The sequence below is a fragment of the Yoonia vestfoldensis SKA53 genome (assembly GCF_000152785.1).
GTDB classification, from domain to species: Bacteria; Pseudomonadota; Alphaproteobacteria; order Rhodobacterales; family Rhodobacteraceae; genus Yoonia; species Yoonia vestfoldensis_A.
Genome location: NZ_CH672414.1, coordinates 833,828 through 851,924, shown reverse-complemented (window position 1 = coordinate 851,924; position 18,097 = coordinate 833,828). Strand labels below are relative to the sequence as shown.

General features: G+C 53.8%; 11 protein-coding genes. 5 read left to right on the top strand and 6 right to left on the bottom strand.

Going from position 1 to position 18,097, the window contains the following annotated elements; translation table 11 throughout:
- Positions 1-55 precede the first annotated feature (55 nt).
- From SKA53_RS04165 to SKA53_RS04155, 4 genes are all read left to right on the top strand, one after another.
- Complete coding sequence (locus SKA53_RS04165) at positions 56-5,512, top strand: DUF4011 domain-containing protein (RefSeq protein WP_040482784.1); 5,457 nt, start codon at positions 56-58, stop codon at positions 5,510-5,512.
- An 18-nt stretch (positions 5,513-5,530) separates the two neighbouring features.
- Entirely contained in the window at positions 5,531-7,660 is a 2,130-nt protein-coding gene (locus tag SKA53_RS04160; RefSeq protein WP_007204807.1) for a GmrSD restriction endonuclease domain-containing protein, read from the top strand.
- Between the two features lie 18 nt (positions 7,661-7,678).
- On the top strand, positions 7,679-8,251 hold the full coding sequence (locus tag SKA53_RS15390; protein WP_131494569.1) for a hypothetical protein: 573 nt from the start codon (positions 7,679-7,681) through the stop codon (positions 8,249-8,251).
- Between the two features lie 137 nt (positions 8,252-8,388).
- Positions 8,389-8,844: a hypothetical protein gene (locus SKA53_RS04155; protein ID WP_242601242.1), complete on the top strand. Its 456-nt coding sequence runs from the start codon at positions 8,389-8,391 to the stop codon at positions 8,842-8,844.
- Between the two features lie 242 nt (positions 8,845-9,086).
- Here SKA53_RS04155 and SKA53_RS04150 read toward each other — a convergent pair whose 3' ends face one another.
- Positions 9,087-10,013: an AbiH family protein gene (locus tag SKA53_RS04150; protein WP_007204805.1), complete on the bottom strand. Its 927-nt coding sequence runs from the start codon at positions 10,011-10,013 to the stop codon at positions 9,087-9,089.
- A gap of 659 nt (positions 10,014-10,672) precedes the next feature.
- On the opposite strand from SKA53_RS04150, the gene SKA53_RS04145 reads away from it, so the two are divergent.
- On the top strand, positions 10,673-12,718 hold the full coding sequence (locus SKA53_RS04145; protein WP_007204804.1) for an NADH:flavin oxidoreductase: 2,046 nt from the start codon (positions 10,673-10,675) through the stop codon (positions 12,716-12,718).
- Positions 12,719-12,743: 25 nt separating this feature from the next.
- On the opposite strand, the gene SKA53_RS04140 is transcribed toward SKA53_RS04145, so the two are convergent.
- From SKA53_RS04140 to SKA53_RS04120, 5 genes are all read right to left on the bottom strand, one after another.
- Positions 12,744-13,472, bottom strand: a complete 729-nt coding sequence (locus tag SKA53_RS04140; RefSeq protein ID WP_040482783.1) for a peptidase — start codon at positions 13,470-13,472, stop codon at positions 12,744-12,746.
- 34 nt (positions 13,473-13,506) lie between these two features.
- Positions 13,507-14,304, bottom strand: a complete 798-nt coding sequence (locus SKA53_RS04135; protein ID WP_007204802.1) for a transglutaminase family protein — start codon at positions 14,302-14,304, stop codon at positions 13,507-13,509.
- On the bottom strand, positions 14,304-15,245 hold the full coding sequence (locus tag SKA53_RS04130; RefSeq protein WP_007204801.1) for an alpha-E domain-containing protein: 942 nt from the start codon (positions 15,243-15,245) through the stop codon (positions 14,304-14,306). The genes SKA53_RS04135 and SKA53_RS04130 overlap by 1 nt, the downstream gene beginning before the upstream one ends.
- Position 15,246: 1 nt before the next feature.
- On the bottom strand, positions 15,247-16,671 hold the full coding sequence (locus SKA53_RS04125; protein WP_007204800.1) for a circularly permuted type 2 ATP-grasp protein: 1,425 nt from the start codon (positions 16,669-16,671) through the stop codon (positions 15,247-15,249).
- A gap of 96 nt (positions 16,672-16,767) precedes the next feature.
- On the bottom strand, positions 16,768-18,087 hold the full coding sequence (locus SKA53_RS04120) for an ATP-binding protein (protein WP_007204799.1): 1,320 nt from the start codon (positions 18,085-18,087) through the stop codon (positions 16,768-16,770).
- Positions 18,088-18,097: the final 10 nt, after the last annotated feature.

The window sequence follows — 18,097 nt, the reverse complement described above, 5'->3', positions numbered from 1 at the left end:
GCCCTCAATTAACGGCGTACACGCCTGCCAACACTCTAAGCGTAAGGAGTTTTGAGTGAACCAGTTTTCGAACCTGATCAATGAACGCATTGAGGCTATGCGGCGGAAACTGCAGGATACGTCCCGCAGGAACCCTCTCATCAATAATGTGCTGAATGCCAAGTCAGCATCATTTCTCCGAATTGTTGATGAAAAGCCTCAGAGCATTTTCGATCACGTCGTCGTAAACGAACGGAAAATGGTTCTGGCACCGCTTCCTCCCGTGGACATTGATCCGCCTGATGAGGACACGACAGAGTTCAAGAACGCATTCTTCAATGCACAGTCAACTGATGAAGCCTATCTGAAGGTCATCGAGAAGATTGATTTTGAATATGACGAGAAGGCTCTCGACAAGCAAGAAGATGCAGACAGAGCCCTGAAGGACAGGGTGCGTGAGGCGTTGGAAATGCCTCCCCGTCCGAAATCCGAACAGTTCTCTGATCTCATCAACCATGCAGAATCACATGGGATTAATCCCTCCAGCACGCTTCCCCTGCCCTCTGCAGCATCCGGTGATGGCCGGTTCGATGACAACGAGCTACAAACACTGCTCTTGCCAAAAACTTTCCAGTCCCGGCTTTCTCGCATACTCAGCAAAGCTCGGATGTATCAGGAAGAGCGAGGCTTGGATGTTGTCTATATCGTTTTGGGGTATCTAAAGTGGACGCTCCCCAACGCTGAAAAGCTTGATGAATTCAAATCCCCTATCTTGCTGCTGCCCGTCACCCTGACCAAGCAGAAGTCCTCTGAAGGGGAAATTTATTCCGTCACCAAGCTCTCTGACCCCCTGCTGAACCCATCTCTGGATCATAAGCTCACCGTTGAGGCCAAACTTGATCTGGCACGGGTGAAGGCACTCGTGGACACAGACCACATTAATGTCGAAGAGCTTTTCGAAGCCATCGCAGACCTCAAGCCCAAGAACATGCAATGGGTTGTTCAGAGAGAGGCATCCTTCGGGATCTACCCCTTCCAAGGGATTGAACTCTACCACGACCTCGACACGCAACGTGCGGACTTCTCCGAGTTCCCCATCGTATCAGAGCTTATGGTCGGTAAGGGGCAAGAACCCGGCACCGGAACATCAGGCTTCTCTGAGGAAGACGTGGAGTCACAGGTGGGGCAAAGTCTCGTTCCCCATATCGTTCTGGATGCAGACTCTTCTCAGTTCATCTCGCTACTGAAGGTCGCCAATAACGAAAACGTGGCGCTCGAAGGCCCTCCTGGTTCCGGAAAAAGTCAGACGATTGTGAACGCCATCGCAAATGCGATCTATTCCGGAAAAAAGGTGCTCTTCGTTGCGCAGAAAGTTACGGCACTTGAGGTCGTTCTCTCTCGCTTACAATCCCTTGGACTTCATCAGTTTGTGCTGCCACTCATGGGTGGGCACAGCAGCACTGATGAATTCTACGAGGCCGTTGAAGAGCGGCTGGCGATGCAGTCGTCATCTTCGTCCAGAGACCTAGATAATCTCAAGAGCCAGTACGAAAACCACCGGGACACATTGTCAGACTATATCGACATCCTGACACGGCCGGTCACAGGAACGGGCATGACCGTCCACCAGGTGCTTGGTGTTGCTGTTGCCAATAGTGAAGTCATCAGGAAACTCCCCCTTGAACTGCAAAGTATCCGGATCTACCCGGACAGACTTGTGAAGGACTTTGGACCCTCTAACATCGATGCGATGGCATCACAGGTGGCAGATTGGTGCGCCCGTCTTGAAAAGAGCAGGATATCCAACTCCAGCCCATGGGCAGATGCCCCTGCGGAGACCCTCGATACAGATCTCGTCAACAAAGCCATGGTTGATACCGGGCGGGCCAGTATCGAGATCCAGACAGCCCTATCAAAACTGGACACCCTTTCGAAGAAGCTCTTCGAGGACTTCCTCAACAATCCGCTTAACACTATCAAAAACCAGATTGAATGTCTGGCTGAGGACGAAGATCTCATCAGAGCGCATGACCTTTCCACGGATATGGGTAAGGATGAAGCAGGACGTGTTCTGTATGACCTTGTGGAGACCAACAACAAGCTGACAGACTTGCAGTCCCAGCTTGGTCTCACAGCCGAGAAACTGCCCATTGTCGGCAAGAACAAATCCAAGTTCGTTCTGCTCAAGGATTTTGTTTCAGAGTTCAAAATCCAGAAAATCAATGCAGGAACCATAATCGCCACTAAGGACGATCTTTCAGAGCGTAAATCACGCTTACAGAAACTACAGTCCTTCAAGGCGGAGATTATCGACCAGATATCCCCTGGGATAACCATCCAACAGATTTTGGCCTATGAGCCCCTCCTGAAATATCGTGAAGATCTTCAGACTGCGAAATCTCACCTTCGGGAGATGGGTATCGAGGGCGCAAGAAATGAGCTTCGTAAAACAAAGCAACTCTTGCGGAACCGCACCCAAATCTTTTCCGTGGATGAGTTGCCCTCCTCTCGTGAGTTGACGGGCTGGCAGACCGCTATTCAAAATGCTGGCATATTCTACTTCATGTCCAGCACCTATAAATCCGCCATGCAGGAAGCAGGTCGGATACTGGTCACTGCAAAGACAAAACCAGCCATCTTGAGTAAACTCGATGAGGCACAGAGTTTTATCAAAGACTGGACAAGTCTCGAACTCTCAAACCATGTCAACATTGCTGCCCCATCTCTCTCGGATAACCTTTCGGGACTGCTCTCTATCCTGGATGAGTTGGAGGTCATCAATAGCAGATCGGGTGCAACCCTCTTCTCTGCCCTCCAGCTTCTCACGTTGGAAAACCTTGAAGACCTGATCGGTCTGATCAGGGAGCTTGAGGCAACCAGCCTCTCCTGGAGCGATATCTCAACCGACGCTTTATCCACTAATGCGCAGATCACGAAAATCCAGAATTCTCTGAATGCACTGACCGAAGCGGAAAGTGTCTTCGTCAGCCTTGGGAACGTATCCCCTATCAAACTGATGGTTCTCATATCAAACAGCGAGACTATCGAGAAACTTCTGGATAAACGAGCCGAGCTTATCGCAGAGCTGGACCCGGAATTCGAAGATAATGGGGTCGCCAAGAAAATACTTGAAGCCCATCTGGATTATGCTGAGCTATCGGAATCTGTGGTAAGTGTTCTCTTTAATGAAGAAGGCGAACTTGCCTTCGATACTCTGGCGAAACTGCTTCCAAGCTTTGAGAAGATCCAGCAAAGCTTTCATTCGCTCATGCATGTAAAGGGCAAACATGTCGTTGCCCAATCCATCGGCTTAAGGAAGAGCCTAGAGGTTCTTGAGCAACACAGAGCTGACCAGACAGGTTTGAACAACCTGATCGCCAGACGTTCTGTGTTTGCCGAAGCCGAAAAGGCAGGTCTCGAAAATCTCGTCGAAAAGATGGAAGAGGCTGGGGTTTCTGAAGACTACAAGGGTGTTGCGAAAGGCGCCTTGGCTGCATCCCTGCAAGACCAGATTCAGCATGAGTTCGGTTCGGTCCTGATGCAGTTCGACGGCACATCCCTCAGTGCCGCCCGCTCTCGCATTCAAAGTCTTGACCGCAAGATCATCGAAATCTCACGGTATGAGATCGCCAATAACGCCATCGCACGGGCAAAGCCGCCCTACGGCAACGCTTACGGGAAGAAGTCAGAATATACCGAACTCGCCCTGCTGGCCCATGAACTTCAGAAACAACGCAGAACACCTCCTCGGAAGATCCTGAAGCGTGCGCAAAACGCCCTGATGGAGCTCTTCCCTTGCTGGATGATGGTGCCTTCTGCCGTGGCTCAGCATCTTCCCAAGAACACAGATTTCGATCTGGTTATCATCGATGAAGCCTCACAGATGACACCGGAGAATTCTATCAGTGCGCTGATGCGTGCCAAGAACGCTTTCATCGCAGGGGATACGAACCAGCTGCCGCCGACCAGTTTCTTCAAGGGACTGTCGGTCGATGAGGATGAAGATGAGGATGTGACCACAACGGAGGAGTCCATCCTTGAGCTGGCAAACGTGCAGTTTCATCCGAAGCACCGTTTGCGCTGGCACTATCGCTCCAAGCATGAAGACCTGATCGCCTTCTCAAACCACTATGTATATGACAGACAGCTGGTAATATTCCCTTCTCCCACTCCCACAGTGCACGGCATGGGTATCAGCCTTGTGGAAGTGAACGGAACGTTCCAGCGGGGTGTGAACCCTGCGGAAGCACAAGTGATGTTGGACGCCATCGTTCAGTTCATGAAGGACACGCCAAACCGCTCCTTGGGTGTAGCGGTCATGAACCAAAGTCAGATGGAACAGCTCGAAGCTCTGGTCTTGAGAGAAGCGGATTCCAACAAGACTGTCTCAAAATATCTCGATCATTGGGCAACTGCCCGCCAGGGGCTTGAGCGATTTTTTGTCAAGAACCTCGAAAACGTGCAGGGCGATGAACGTGATGTCATCTTCGTGGGTACCGTTTACGGGCGAGACCCCTTGGGCAAGTTCTACCAGCGCTTTGGTCCTATCAACGGGCCTGCAGGCAAGCGCCGTCTGAACGTTCTCTTCACACGTGCGAAGGAACAGATTGTTACCTTTTCCTCGATACCGCTCGGAGAGTTCAATCCGACCCCATCCAACGAGGGAGCTACCCTGCTGCGGCGGTGGCTTGAGTTCTCAGCAACAAAGCGGCTTGGTGAAGTCGCCCACAACCATGACCGTGCCGGCCATACCGATAGTCCCTTCGAGGATCACGTCATCGAGGCGGTCAGGTCGCTTGGATATGAGGCTGTCCCACAGGTTGGCGTGTCCTCCTATTTCATCGATATCGGTGTCAAACACCCGAAATATCCGCTGGGATATATCTGCGGTATTGAATGTGATGGGGCCGCCTATCACAGCTCGAAGAGTGCCCGTGACCGTGATCGCTTGAGGGAGGAAGTCCTGAACCGTCTGGGATGGGAACTCTATCGGATCTGGTCCACGGATTGGTTCCGTGACCCCTTGGGGTGCCGAGAAGTCCTCAGAGGCTATCTCGATGATCGCTTGGAAACTGTGGTCAAAAATATGCCGAAAATCGTTCAACCCAAGCCAGTTGAGCCGAGACGGATTGAACTACCACCTCGTCAGCCTGAACGCAGACCAGTCATTGGTACTGCGCCAAATGGTTCCGCTCCTACAGCAACGGCTACTATAACCGCTCCAACTAGGACAGAAGTCCGGCGTGCAGCACCAGCACCCCAGACTGAAGCTGATGGTATTCGGATAGGAACGAAACTCTCCATCCGCTACCTGAACGGACCCAGAGCAGGTGTCGTTGCCAAGTTCTGGTTCCAGAAGACCACCAATGACCGGAAGTTTGAGGTGAACGGATACAAGTCCGTAGGAACGGACAGCCCGCTCGGAGAGGCTCTGGAAGGGGCGCAGGTGGACGACATCGTGACCTTCGCCCTCAGGGATGAAGATATCCGTGTCCAAGTCATCGAAATGACTAACGCATCCGATAATAACTAGTAATCAACCGGATAGACCATGAATAATCAGCCCAAACCAGATTCCAAAACCTATGACGACCTTATCGCTGATGTTAAAAAGGGGATTATTAAGGTTCCGAAGTTTCAACGGGATTTTGTTTGGGATTTGAAAGCGACTGCCAAGCTTCTTGACTCAATCCTGAAGGGCTATCCTATCGGGACATTTATCCTTTGGGAAACCGATCAGCGCATCAACGATATCAAGAATATCGGTGGATTTGACCTCCCAGAAACTCCACTTGGACGCAATGTCCAATATGTCCTCGATGGGCAGCAGCGTATCACCTCGCTTTTTGCGGCCTATTTAGGCGAGAAAATTAGAAAATCTGGCGAAAAGAAGTTCACAGACTATAACGATATAGTCGTAAATCTTGAGGAAAACCTTGAGGAAAAAGAAAAAGATATCGTCACGGTCAGAGACGAAGCAGAGATTTATATTCCACTGCATGACGTTCTGAACTTCAACTGGGATATGGGCGAAAAACTTAAGGAACAGGGTTTCAGCGGTGGGAATATAAGTAAAATCAATAACTACTCCAGTGCCTTCAAGACCTATGCCTTCTCCACGGTTACCCTTCGTCAGAACGACATTGAATCCGCCATCGAGGTTTTCACCCGCATCAACACGGGTGGCAAGGTTCTGACGCTCTTCGAGATCATGTCGGCCAAGACCTATGACGAGGCCAACAACTTCGACATGCAGGCTCGTTGGGAACAGTTCCAGAAAAAGCTGAATGACAGTAAGTACGAGAACATCTCGCCATCCGTTATCTTGCAGATCCTGAGCCTCATCATCAGTGAAACCAAGGAGTGCAAGCGCAAGACCATCCTGGGGCTGGAGAAGGCTGATATCCTAGAAAAATGGGATGACGCTATTTCCGCCATCGAGAAAACAATTGACTACTTCCGCACCGTTTTGCGCATCCCCGTGTCCCAGCTTCTGCCATATGACACGCTGATCGTGCCCTTTGCATACTTCTTCCTGAAAACAGGTAAGTCTCCCAGCGGGCAGCAGCGCAAGTATCTGGAAGAGCTGTTCTGGCGGTCGAGCCTGTCTCTGCGCTACTCATCGGCCACAGAGTCAAAGCTGGCGGCAGACATCAAGAAGGTGGACCTCATCATCGAGGGACAACGACCACCCTATCAAGAGTTCAAGCTCTACATCAACTCACCGGAGGATCTGAGAACAACAGATTTCTCGACCGGCAACGCCATCTGCAAATCGATCCTCTGCATCCTCGCCTATCACGAGCCGAAAGACTTCGACAGCAATGGCAAGGTGCTCCTGGATAACTCCTACCTGAAAATAGCCAGCAGCAAGAACTACCATCACTTCTTCCCAAGGGCCTATGTCCGCAAGAACGGAAGCGATGCTGAGACGCCCTACGCCAACTCTATCGTGAACATCACGCTGGTGAGCGCCGAGCTGAACAAGAAGCGCATCGGGGCCAAAGCACCCTCTGTATATCTCGAAGATTTCGCAGACGAGAATTCTGAGCTGAAACATGCCCTGAAGAGCCATCTCATCGACCTCGATGATGCCTCCATCATCCAGAACGACTTCACCGCTTTCCTCAAGAAGCGCTCGGAAGCTCTCCATGCCGAGATCCTGAAGCGGATTGAGCCCTCAGAGGCATCCACAAAGATTGATCCTGTCCATGAGATGATCCTGCAAGGTGAAGGTCAGCTGGTCGAGTTCAAGTCCACCTTGCGCTACGACATGCGCACGGGAGAAGTGAACAAGAAGCTCGAACATGTGATTGCCAAGACGGTGGCCGCCTTCATGAATTCCGAAGGGGGCAGCTTATTCATCGGCGTGGATGATCACGGCAATGCCGTTGGGCTCGATCTTGACTACGGAACGCTGAAGAAAGCCGACCGTGATGGCTTGCAGCTTCACCTTGGCAACATCTTGGATTCATACCTCGGTAAGGATGTGATGAAGCTCTGGAGGCTTGATTGGCCCCTTTATGACGACAAGCAGCTCTGCCACGTGCAGGTCACACGAGCGAGCAAGCCTGTTTATGTGACCCATGAGGGCAAAGACGAATTCTTCGTGCGCAAGGAAGGGTCATCCCAGCCTCTCTCCCGTGCTGAAGAGTATGAGTGGAATAAAGGGCGGTTTTAGACGAACGAGGGAAATATTATGTCCACTAATTCTTATTTAGGAGGTTCGACGCTTATAAACCTCCGACAGTGGCAAAATACCATTGAACCTTGGGCGGACAACCCAAGCCCTGCTACCGCATCAAATAACATAACCGTCAAAATAAAAACCGGCCCAATATCATCCGAAGCGGACGAGATAACTTTTAGAAAGTTTATATCCGACAAGAAACATAAAATAGAATATACTCTTGCGCGACCCATTCGTGAGATTAAAGATCATGAAGACTTTTTGAAATATTTTCTATATTCAAGCATCCAGTGGTGTCACAAAAATAATCTCCCCCTTTACGTTCTTATAACTGCGTCATTTTCTGGAGCATCTAACCAAATATCAGTAAAGAATAAACATGCCGTTAAAAAATCGCTTCGAAACATATTAAAAAATATGTTTTCAGGACTTAACCTAAAAATTGACAAAAATAAATACACAATTTATAGGCATGAAAAAGCGAAGCCTGAAGAGCTAGAGACGTTTTTGGAATTTCTTAATTTAATTATAGAAGGGAAATGGGATGAATGTAATGAAATTACTCAATATGGGTCGCCTTGACAATTTTTGTTAAAATCAGAAACTAAACTGGAAAAGAGCACATGTTAGGCCTAGGATGCAAAGATAGTGACGGCAAACAAGTCCGCATAGAGCATCGGGGCAAGTATACCCGTGCTTCGAGGAGTAGTGGCGTTGACTTGCGTGCTGAAAAGAAGCTGGGCCCAATTAATGCAACGGCGAACACTTCTGAAGGCATTCGTCTGTCATCTCGTGTTGCGCAACGCACACGTGTTGCCCTTCATAACGGCAAGTTTCGTTTGATTGGGCGCTGGAATGCAGGCCCTTTAGGGTTCAACCTGTCGAAGACCGGTGTGAGTGCATCTGTGAAAAACAGTGCTGGTACATTCAACTTCATCAAGCCCAAGTATTCATCGTTTAAAATTGCAGGCGTCCAGCTGAGAGGAAAGAAAGCTGCCCAGATCCAGCTCGTCTACATGAGCATGATGGCAGCGGTTTTCCTGGCAGCCTTCGGCGTGAGGCTGCTAGTTTTCCTTGCTTGGATGCTTTGGCTTCCGTTTGCATTTGTGATTGATTTCTTGGTTGGGTTTTTTCGAGGGATATCGTCCTCACAACAGGTCAGTAAGCTTTCATGATGATAGCGCACGCAAGTGCCGAATGGCCTCACAACTGAGAACGGCAGTGCAAAAGTCGTCTGACGGCTGTCAGCCCGAAGCGGACCCAAGGTTCCGGGCGTCAATATGTGATAGCTGACCTTCGTTGCACGGGTCACGAACTGGTAAGATCGGGACGAAGCTGCCGTTGATGGTAAGCTCCGCAATGTCTACTTCAAGATGGAAATCTTGCAAAGCACTAGCTCAAGTGGAAGTTTAAAAAATTACTCGCCTATGACGCCTGTAAGGCTTCTTAGGCGATAATCGCTCGAAAGAAAATTTGGATTGGAAGTTAAGCGTACAATATTTTCATGATCCTGACCTCCGCTTCCATCGTGCGGAGTGAATGTCCAAGTAGCAGCGGGAATAAGGTTAGCGACCCTTAGGAAATATTCTCGGTCGGCCTCGCCTATGGAGTGGCCGCACACAATTACCTCGTCAACACGGCGATCAAGCTCAAGTCTGGAAGCGAAATCAGAAACCCCCTTGAATAGCTCGTCCTGACGCTTTCTGAAGTGGTTGTTATAGGTTTCAAATCCGGGATAAAGATCGCTAACCTCATCTATGTCTCCGGGCTTAACAACATGTCGAACAAACTCAGTGCTGTGGCCAACAACGACATCACCAGCATCGGCTTCGCCATGAACGTGGTGGATGTGCTTTGACTGACAAATATCCTCTAAAACCCTTGTATAATTGAACGTTAGAAACGCCGCAGCTTGGTGCCGTCGGCCAAATTTTTCATATGCCTCTATACTTTTGCCTGACGTGTCAGAAATGTCTATGTTACATGCCCACTCTCGAACAAGCCGAGGTAACTCGTGGATTATCGGATTTACCATGTCCTCGAAATGATCCGGCGCATATGCCCAAAAATCATCGCTGGGCGGTGGGTAATCCTCTTGCCGATCAAAGCTATACTTGGCCTCATCGATTATGAATTTTTTATCAAAATTTGCCATCCTTGTTTCCAAATGGTTCCATTGCCTGAGGTCGCTTGCGTCCCCATTTTCGGCGCTCAGTCCATGCAGGTCTCTTAGCGTGTAGAAAACGTCTTGATCATTTGATTGCAAATATTCTCCAAAATCGGCCAGCTTCGTTGGCAGCCCAAAATTCAGATCAAAACCATTTCCCACAATAAATAACTTCAATGGTGGAGACCTCTTTTTCGGATCACGTTTGTGAGGGTAACATCACACACGATCGGAGTTTTTATTTGAGACTTACTTCATGTTACTCTGGCGGCGGTATACTACCAAGTCTACTTTTACATCGCTGCCGTTCGAGTTTAACGCAGCCTTTTCAAAAGGAGCGCTTACCAAGCTTTCGCTGCACGCTACACGAAAGGCCGCTGTTGGGAAACCAGCCCGCACTTTGCAAACTCCGCTTCCTGCGCAAAGCTGACGCTCACACCTTCGCCGAAGGGAGGATGGACACCAGTGGCGAGCTGGGAAACTTGCGGCTGGTGCACTTAGGCCCATCACATTATCACCAATATCGACGTTGCGGCTCACACCTGCAGCGTCCTTTTTGCCTGAAATTGGAGGGTATGGAGCCGTTGAATGGGAGTATACGCCCCACTAAAATCCTTTATTTTAATGGTGCTTTCGGAGAGATTCTCTATTCCCTGTCTCTCCGCCAATTAACAATATACACATGATCGACTGCTGCAGGGCATGCACATCAGCCCGAAAGGTCTGGGGTCGGTCTATCGGGCGCGCTGTCGGTGCCACCCTCTGTGCTGCCGCAAACCCGCTATACATCCGCGCGGCTTGGGGCAGTATGGAACCAACCAGCCCGGAGCCAGCTCATGTCCACCGATCCCCTGTTGCAGCCCTACCAGCTCAAGCATCTGACCTTGCGCAACCGGATCATGACCACCAGCCATGAACCCGCCTATCCCGAAGACGGGATGCCCAAGGCACGGTATGCCGCCTATCACGCCGAACGGGCCAAGGCGGGGGTGGCGCTGACCATGACCGCCGGGTCAGCCGCCGTTTCGCGCGACAGCCCGCCGGTGTTCAACAACATCCTTGCCTATAAGGACGAGGTCGTGCCGTGGATCAAGAACCTGACCGATGCCTGCCATGACCATGGTTGCGCGGTGATGATCCAGCTGACGCATCTGGGGCGGCGCACGGGTTGGGCCAAGGGCGATTGGCTGCCCTCTGTCTCTTCCTCGCGGCACCGCGAACCGGCGCACAGGGCCTTTCCGAAACTGGCCGAAGATTGGGATATCGCGCGGATCATCACCGATTTCGCCGATGCTGCCGAACGGATGCAGGCAGGCGGCATGGACGGGATCGAGTTGCAGGTCTACGGCCATCTGCTTGATCAGTTCTGGTCGCCGCTGACCAATGATCTGGACGGGCCGTATGGCGGGCAAAGCCTTGATACAAGGATGCAAATGCTGCGCGATGTGCTGACGGCCTGTCGCAAACGAGTGGGCGATGATTTCATCATCGGCCTACGCTATACGGCGGACGAGGCGGCGGCAGGCGGCATCACCCCCGAAGAAGGCATCACCATCTCCAAACGCCTTGCCGAAACTGGGATGGTCGATTTCCTCAACGTGATTAAAGGCCGCATTCATACCGACCCTGCGATGACCGATGTGATCCCCGTGCAGGGCATGAAAAGCGCACCACATCTGGATTTCGCGGGTGCCGTGAAACAGGCCACAGGATTGCCGACCTTTCACGCCGCGCGCATCCCCGATGTGGCGACTGCACGTCATGCCATTCAGGCGGGGTTGCTGGATATGGTCGGGATGACGCGGGCGCATATGGCCGATCCGCATATCCTGCGCAAGATCATGGAAGGGCGCGAGGATGACATCCGCCCCTGTGTCGGGGCCACCTATTGCCTTGACCGGATCTATCAGGCGGGCGAGGCGCTGTGCATTCATAACGCCGCCACGGGGCGCGAATTGACGATGCCGCATGACATCGCCCCTGCCCCTGTGGCGCGCAAGGTCGTCATCATCGGCGCGGGTCCGGCAGGGCTGGAGGCGGCGCGCGTTGCCGCCGCACGCGGGCACGCCGTTACCGTGTTCGAGGCGCAACCCGATCCCGGCGGCCAGATCCGGCTGACCGCACAGAACCCGCGCCGGCGCGAGATGATCGGGATCATCGACTGGCGCATGGCGCAATGCGCCGCGCGCGACGTGACCTTTCATTTCAACAGCTGGGCCGAGGCAGAGGATGTCACCGCCCTTGCCCCCGATGTGGTGATCGTGGCGACGGGCGGTCTGCCCAATACGCAGCTATTTGAACAAAAACATGACAATCCGCTGGTGGTCAGCGCCTGGGATATCATCTCGGGCGATGTGAAACCGGGGCAGGATGTGCTGATCTATGACGAAAGCGGCGATCACCCCGGATTGATGGCAGCAGAGGTTGCGGCCAATGCAGGTGCCAGCGTCGAGGTGATGACACCCGACCGGACCTTTGCGCCGGACATCATGGGGATGAACCTTGTGCCCTATATGCGCGCGCTGCAGGACAAGGATGTGACCTTTACCGTCACCCGCCGCCTGCTGGATGTCACCCGCGACGGCAACCGTCTGCGGGCGGTGATCGGCACCGATTACAGCGATTTCACCAAGCAAAAGACCTATGACCAGATCGTGGTGAATTACGGGACAATGCCTTTGGATGATCTGTATTTCGCACTCAAACCCCTGTCGCGCAATCTGGGCGCGGTGGATCAGGACGCGCTGATCGCGGGGCGCATACAGGCGGTGGCGACCAATCCTGACGGGGCGTTCCAATTGTTCCGCATCGGGGATGCGGTCAGTGCGCGCAACATCCATGCCGCGATCTATGATGCGCTGCGCTTGGTCAAGGATTTGTAAGGTGGGCTTAAGCCCCCCCCTGCGCTCACACCTTATAGGATGGCAGATGCTGGAACGCCTCTTTCAAGGCATCACCCCAACCACTTGAAATTGCTTGGTAAACCGTATCATGTTCATCGATGCGGATCACCCGGCCTTGAGCGAATGTGTCCTTTTCATAGATTTGCAAATCAAAGGGCAAACCGACCGACAGGTTGGATTTGACTGTGGAATCAAACGACACCAACAGCAATTTGACCGCATCCTCGAAACTCATTGCCGGGTCATAGGCGCGCACGAGGATCGGCTTGCCGTATTTCGTCTCGCCAATCTGGAAAAACGGGGTATCGGGCGTGATCTCGATGAAATTGCCTTGCGGATAGATCAGGAAAATCGTGGGCAAGCCGCCCTTGATCTGGCCGCCGACAATGGCAGAGGCTGCGAATTGTTCGGCCGATTGCCCGCTCAGGCTGCTTTCGGCAATCACCTCTTTCAAGGTCGCCCCGACCAGACGGGCGATCTGGAACATGGTGGCTTCGCGCAGGATGCTGGGGTCGCGGTCCTGGGTGGTGATCGACCGTTCGCGCAGCAGGCTGACCATGGCCTGTGTCGTAGCCAGATTGCCTGCGGTCATGATGGTGATCATCCGTTCGCCCGGCACATGCCAGTGGAACATTTTTTTGCTGGTCGAGAAATTATCGACGCCTGCATTGGTGCGGGTGTCAGACATGAATACAAGCCCATGGTCGAGCTGCATTCCGATGCAATAAGTCATCTGAAAGTGTCCTTAGCGGGATATAATCACAGCACTATTGTTGAACTTGTAAAGATACAATGAGCGTCTCGCTGGAGGGGCCTTTGCGCATCCCCTTGACAGGGGCAGCACAGCTGGCATCCGGGCCAATGGCGACACGGACATATTTTTCATCGGGTGCGACACCGTTGGAAATATCGAAACCGACCCAGCCCAGCCCGTCTACATGCGCCTCGGCCCAGGCATGGGCGGCATCCTGATCGGTGATGTCGTTGATCATCAGATAGCCGCTGACGTAACGCGCCGCCACGCCGCGCGTGCGCAATGCTGCGATGAAAATCTGCGCATGGTCCTGACACACACCGGCACCGATCTTGATCGCCTGTTCGGCACTGGTATCGGCCCCCGTGACACCAGTGCGATACGGCAGCGCATCGCGGATGGCATTGGACAGATCGTGCAGCGATGTCAGCGGGTCTTTCATCTTGCCCAAGGACCGCGCGAAATCGCGCACCCCTGCCCCGGATGCTGTCAATGGCGTGGGCTGCGCGAAATGCCACAATGGCGCACGGCCATAGACCATGCCCAAAACGCCCGCCTTGTCATGGGTCGTGACCTGCCCGCGCGCGGTGATGTCCACCGCCGTGGCCCCCGGTGTCACGCTGACCAGATCGGTGTGATTGCCGTAATGGTCCAGATAGCTGGCCTCGATCCGCCCGCCGCTGATGTCGATCTGCCAGTCATCGACCTGCTGCATCGGGTTCGACAAGGGTCGCAGGCGCAGCTTTTGCAGCGCGAAATCCACTGGCATATCATAGGCATAGCTGGTTTTGTGGGTGATCGTCAGCTGCATCAGTAGTTGAACCTGTAATCAATTTCGATCTGCATGCCGATCGCCGCATTTTCGCGCAGGATTGATCCGACAAATTCGTGCAACCCTTCGTCAAAGATCGACCCGATATCGCGGTCTTTCAACCGTGCATTCATCCGGTCGGCCAAAGCATGCGATGGCATGGCCTCGCCGTAATCCTTGGCCAGATGGCCCAGATTGTTCACCAACTGCGCCGCACAATGGCTGAGAGATCGGGGCATCCGGTCGTCAAGGATCAAAAAATCGGCGATGGCGGGCGCGGTGAAATCATCCTCGACCGCCCAACGAAACGACCGATGCGCCGAAACAGACCGCAGGATTGTTTCCCATTGCACGTTATCCATCCGGCTGCCGACGAACGATGGCGCAGGTAGCAGCGCATAATATTTCACGTCGATGATCCGCGCCGTGCTGTCGATCCGTTCGACAAAGGTGCCCAAACGGCAGAAATCAAAAATATCATTGCGCAGCATCGTACCGACCAGCGCCCCGCGCACCAGCGCCGATTGTTGCCGGATCGTGGCCAATACTGCGGGCAGTTCGGTTTCGGGGATTGGCCGCTTGAGCGTTTCGGTCAGCACCATCCATGTTTCATTGACCGCCGCCCAAACCTCGGTCGTCAGGGCGGTGCGCACCAGCCGTGCATTGTCACGCGCCGATTTGGTGACCGACAGGACCGAACTGGGGTGTTCAGGATCGCGCAGCAGGAAATTGACGACATTCGCGCTGGAATATTTATCATGACGCGCCTCGAACGCCTGTTGCGCGGCGGATGTGATGATGACGGATTTCCATTCCGATTCCGCGTCGTTCGATCGCGTCAGCGCGATGCGAAACCCCGCCTCGATCAATCGTGCGGTATTTTCCGCCCGTTCCAGAAACCGGAACATCCAGTAAAGACCGCCTGCCGTTTTTCCCAACATGTCAGTCTTCCAATATCCATGTGTCTTTGGTGCCGCCGCCTTGGCTGGAATTGACAACCAGCGACCCAGCCTTGAGCGCGACCCGCGTCAGCCCGCCCGGCGTGATATTCACGCCACCGGGCGACACCAGCGCAAAGGGGCGCAGATCGACATGGCGCGGCGCAAGGCCCTTTTTGGTAAAGATCGGCACTGTGGACAGCGACAGCGTGGGCTGCGCGATGTAATTGCCGGGGTTTGATTTTAGCTTGGCCGCGAAAGCCATGATTTCCTTTTTGCTGGCGGCGGGCCCCACCAACATGCCGTAACCGCCCGACCCATGCACCTCTTTCACGACAAGATCGGCAAGGTTTTCCAGCACATATTTCAATGCATCGGGTTCGGAACAGCGATGCGTTTCTACATTTTTCAAAATCGCGCGTTCGCCGGTGTAGAATTCAACGATTTCCGGCATATAGCTGTAAATCGCCTTGTCGTCGGCCACGCCTGTGCCGGGTGCGTTGGCAATGGTGATATTGCCCGCGCGGTAAACATCCATGATCCCCGGCACGCCCAGCATCGACGACGGGTTAAACGTCATCGGGTCCAGAAAATCATCATCGACACGGCGATACAGCACGTCGATCTGCCGGTAGCCGCGCGTCGTGCGCATCGCAATATGGCCGTCGATCACGCGCAGATCATGGCCTTCGACCAATTCCACACCCATCTGGTCGGCCAGAAAGCTATGCTCGAAATAGGCCGAATTGTGAATGCCCGGGGTCAGAACCGCGACGCAAGGCCGCCCTTCACAGGTGGATGGCGCAGAGGCTTCCAGCGACCGGCGCAGGGATTTGGGGTAATCACTGACCGGCTTGACCTTGATCTTGCTGAAAAGCTCGGGGAACATTTGCAGCATGGTTTCGCGGTTTTCCAGCATATAGCTGACACCGGAAGGCGTGCGCGCATTGTCTTCGAGGACATAAAAATCATTCTCGCCAGTGCGTACGATATCAGTGCCGACGATATGGGTATAAACGCCGCCCGGCGGGTTGAAATCCATCATCTGGGGCAGAAAGGCCGCGTTCTTGGCGATCAGGTCAATCGGCACGATCCCCGCCTTGAGGATCTCTTGCCGGTTATAGATGTCATACAAAAACGCATTGATCGCGCGGACACGCTGTTCAATGCCACGCGACAGGCGCGCCCATTCACTGCTCGACACGATGCGCGGCACCAGATCGAACGGGATCAGCCGTTCTTCGGCATCCGACTGGCCATAGACGTTAAAGGTAATGCCGGTGCGGCGAAAAAACGCCTCTGCCTCGGCGGCTTTCTTGGCCAATCGCGCACGGTCCTGTGCGTTGAACCACGCGTCATAGCCGGCATAGGGTGGGCGGGCGCCGGTGGCCCCCAGCATTTCGTCGAAATGTGCTTGATCGTTATCCATAGCAAAAGCCTACGGGGTTCTGATCAGACTGCAAGGATTACACCACGCAGAAATACCACTGATATGTGCAACTGCCACTTTTTTAGGCAAACAATCCTAGCGACTGATGACCAGTTCCGCCTTCAGCCCGCCCAGCACCGTGCTTTTGCCCAACCGCAGGACGCCGCCATGGCTGCGCGCCACGTCCGACACGATGGCAAGGCCCAGCCCGACGCCGCTGCCCTTGTCTTGGTTGCGCGCGGGATCAAGCCGGACGAATGGGTTGACCGCGTCTTCGTGCAATTCAGGCGGAATCCCCGGCCCGTCATCTTCGACCCAGAACCGCACAGCGCGTTCGGTCACGCTGACACCGACCAGCGCATGGTTGCCATAGCGCAGCGCATTGCCCACCAGATTGTCGAGCGCGCGCCGGATCGCCAAGGGGCGCAGGTTGATCGCGCGTTCCGGCCCTTCGATCGCGGCAAGCCCGACATTCTGGCCCATACGCGCGGCATCATGCAGCACCTCGCGCAGGATCGCGGCAGGCACCACCTGTTCCAGATTATCGGCCGCATCATCGCGCGCGAAATCCAGAAACGCATCCAGCAGCTTTTGCATATCATCGACATCGCGCAACAGATCAGCCGCCTCGGCCTCGTCCAGCATCGACAGGCCCAACCGCAGACGGGTCAACGGCGTGCGCAGATCATGGCTCACGCCTGACAGCATCATCGTGCGGCTTTGGGTCTGGCGTTCCAGCCGGTTGCGCATGTCCAGAAAGGCCATGCCGGCGGCGCGCACCTCGACCGCCCCGGTGGGGGTAAAGGGCGTGATCCGGCCTTTGCCGTAATCGGCGGCAGCCTGCGCCATCCGCTTGATCGGGCGCAATTGGTTGCGCAGAAAGATATAGGCCACCACCGTCATCAGCGCGCCCATCACCACCATGATCACCAGCAATTGATGCGGATTGGACGCAGACATGCGCCTGCGCGACAGATCCATTTCCAGCAGGCCATGGCGTGTGCCGACCCACAACACCACGCGCCCGCGGTCTTCGAGCGACGCGACCTGCAAATCATCGATCCCGCTGCGCAAAGTGTCGATCACCGTCGCGCCTGTCAGATCAACGAAAGGGTTGATATCGGCGTCGGGCGGCGGGGTGGCGGGCAAAGCGGTGCGGATTTGCAATGCCAACCCCAAAGGCGCAAGTGCGGCGCGCGCCTGCTGTGCCGTCTCTGCTTCATTGGCGGTATCGATCAGAAACTGCAGGTCGATGTTGACTGCACTTGTCATCAGCCGCGTCACACCGTCAAAATGGCGTTGAATAAACACCACGGACACAAGCAATTGCAAAAACAGCACCGGAAACACAAGGATCAGCGCGGCACGGGCGTAAATCCCGCGCGGCATTGCGTTTTTGATCCAGCGAAATGTCATGATGCGACGG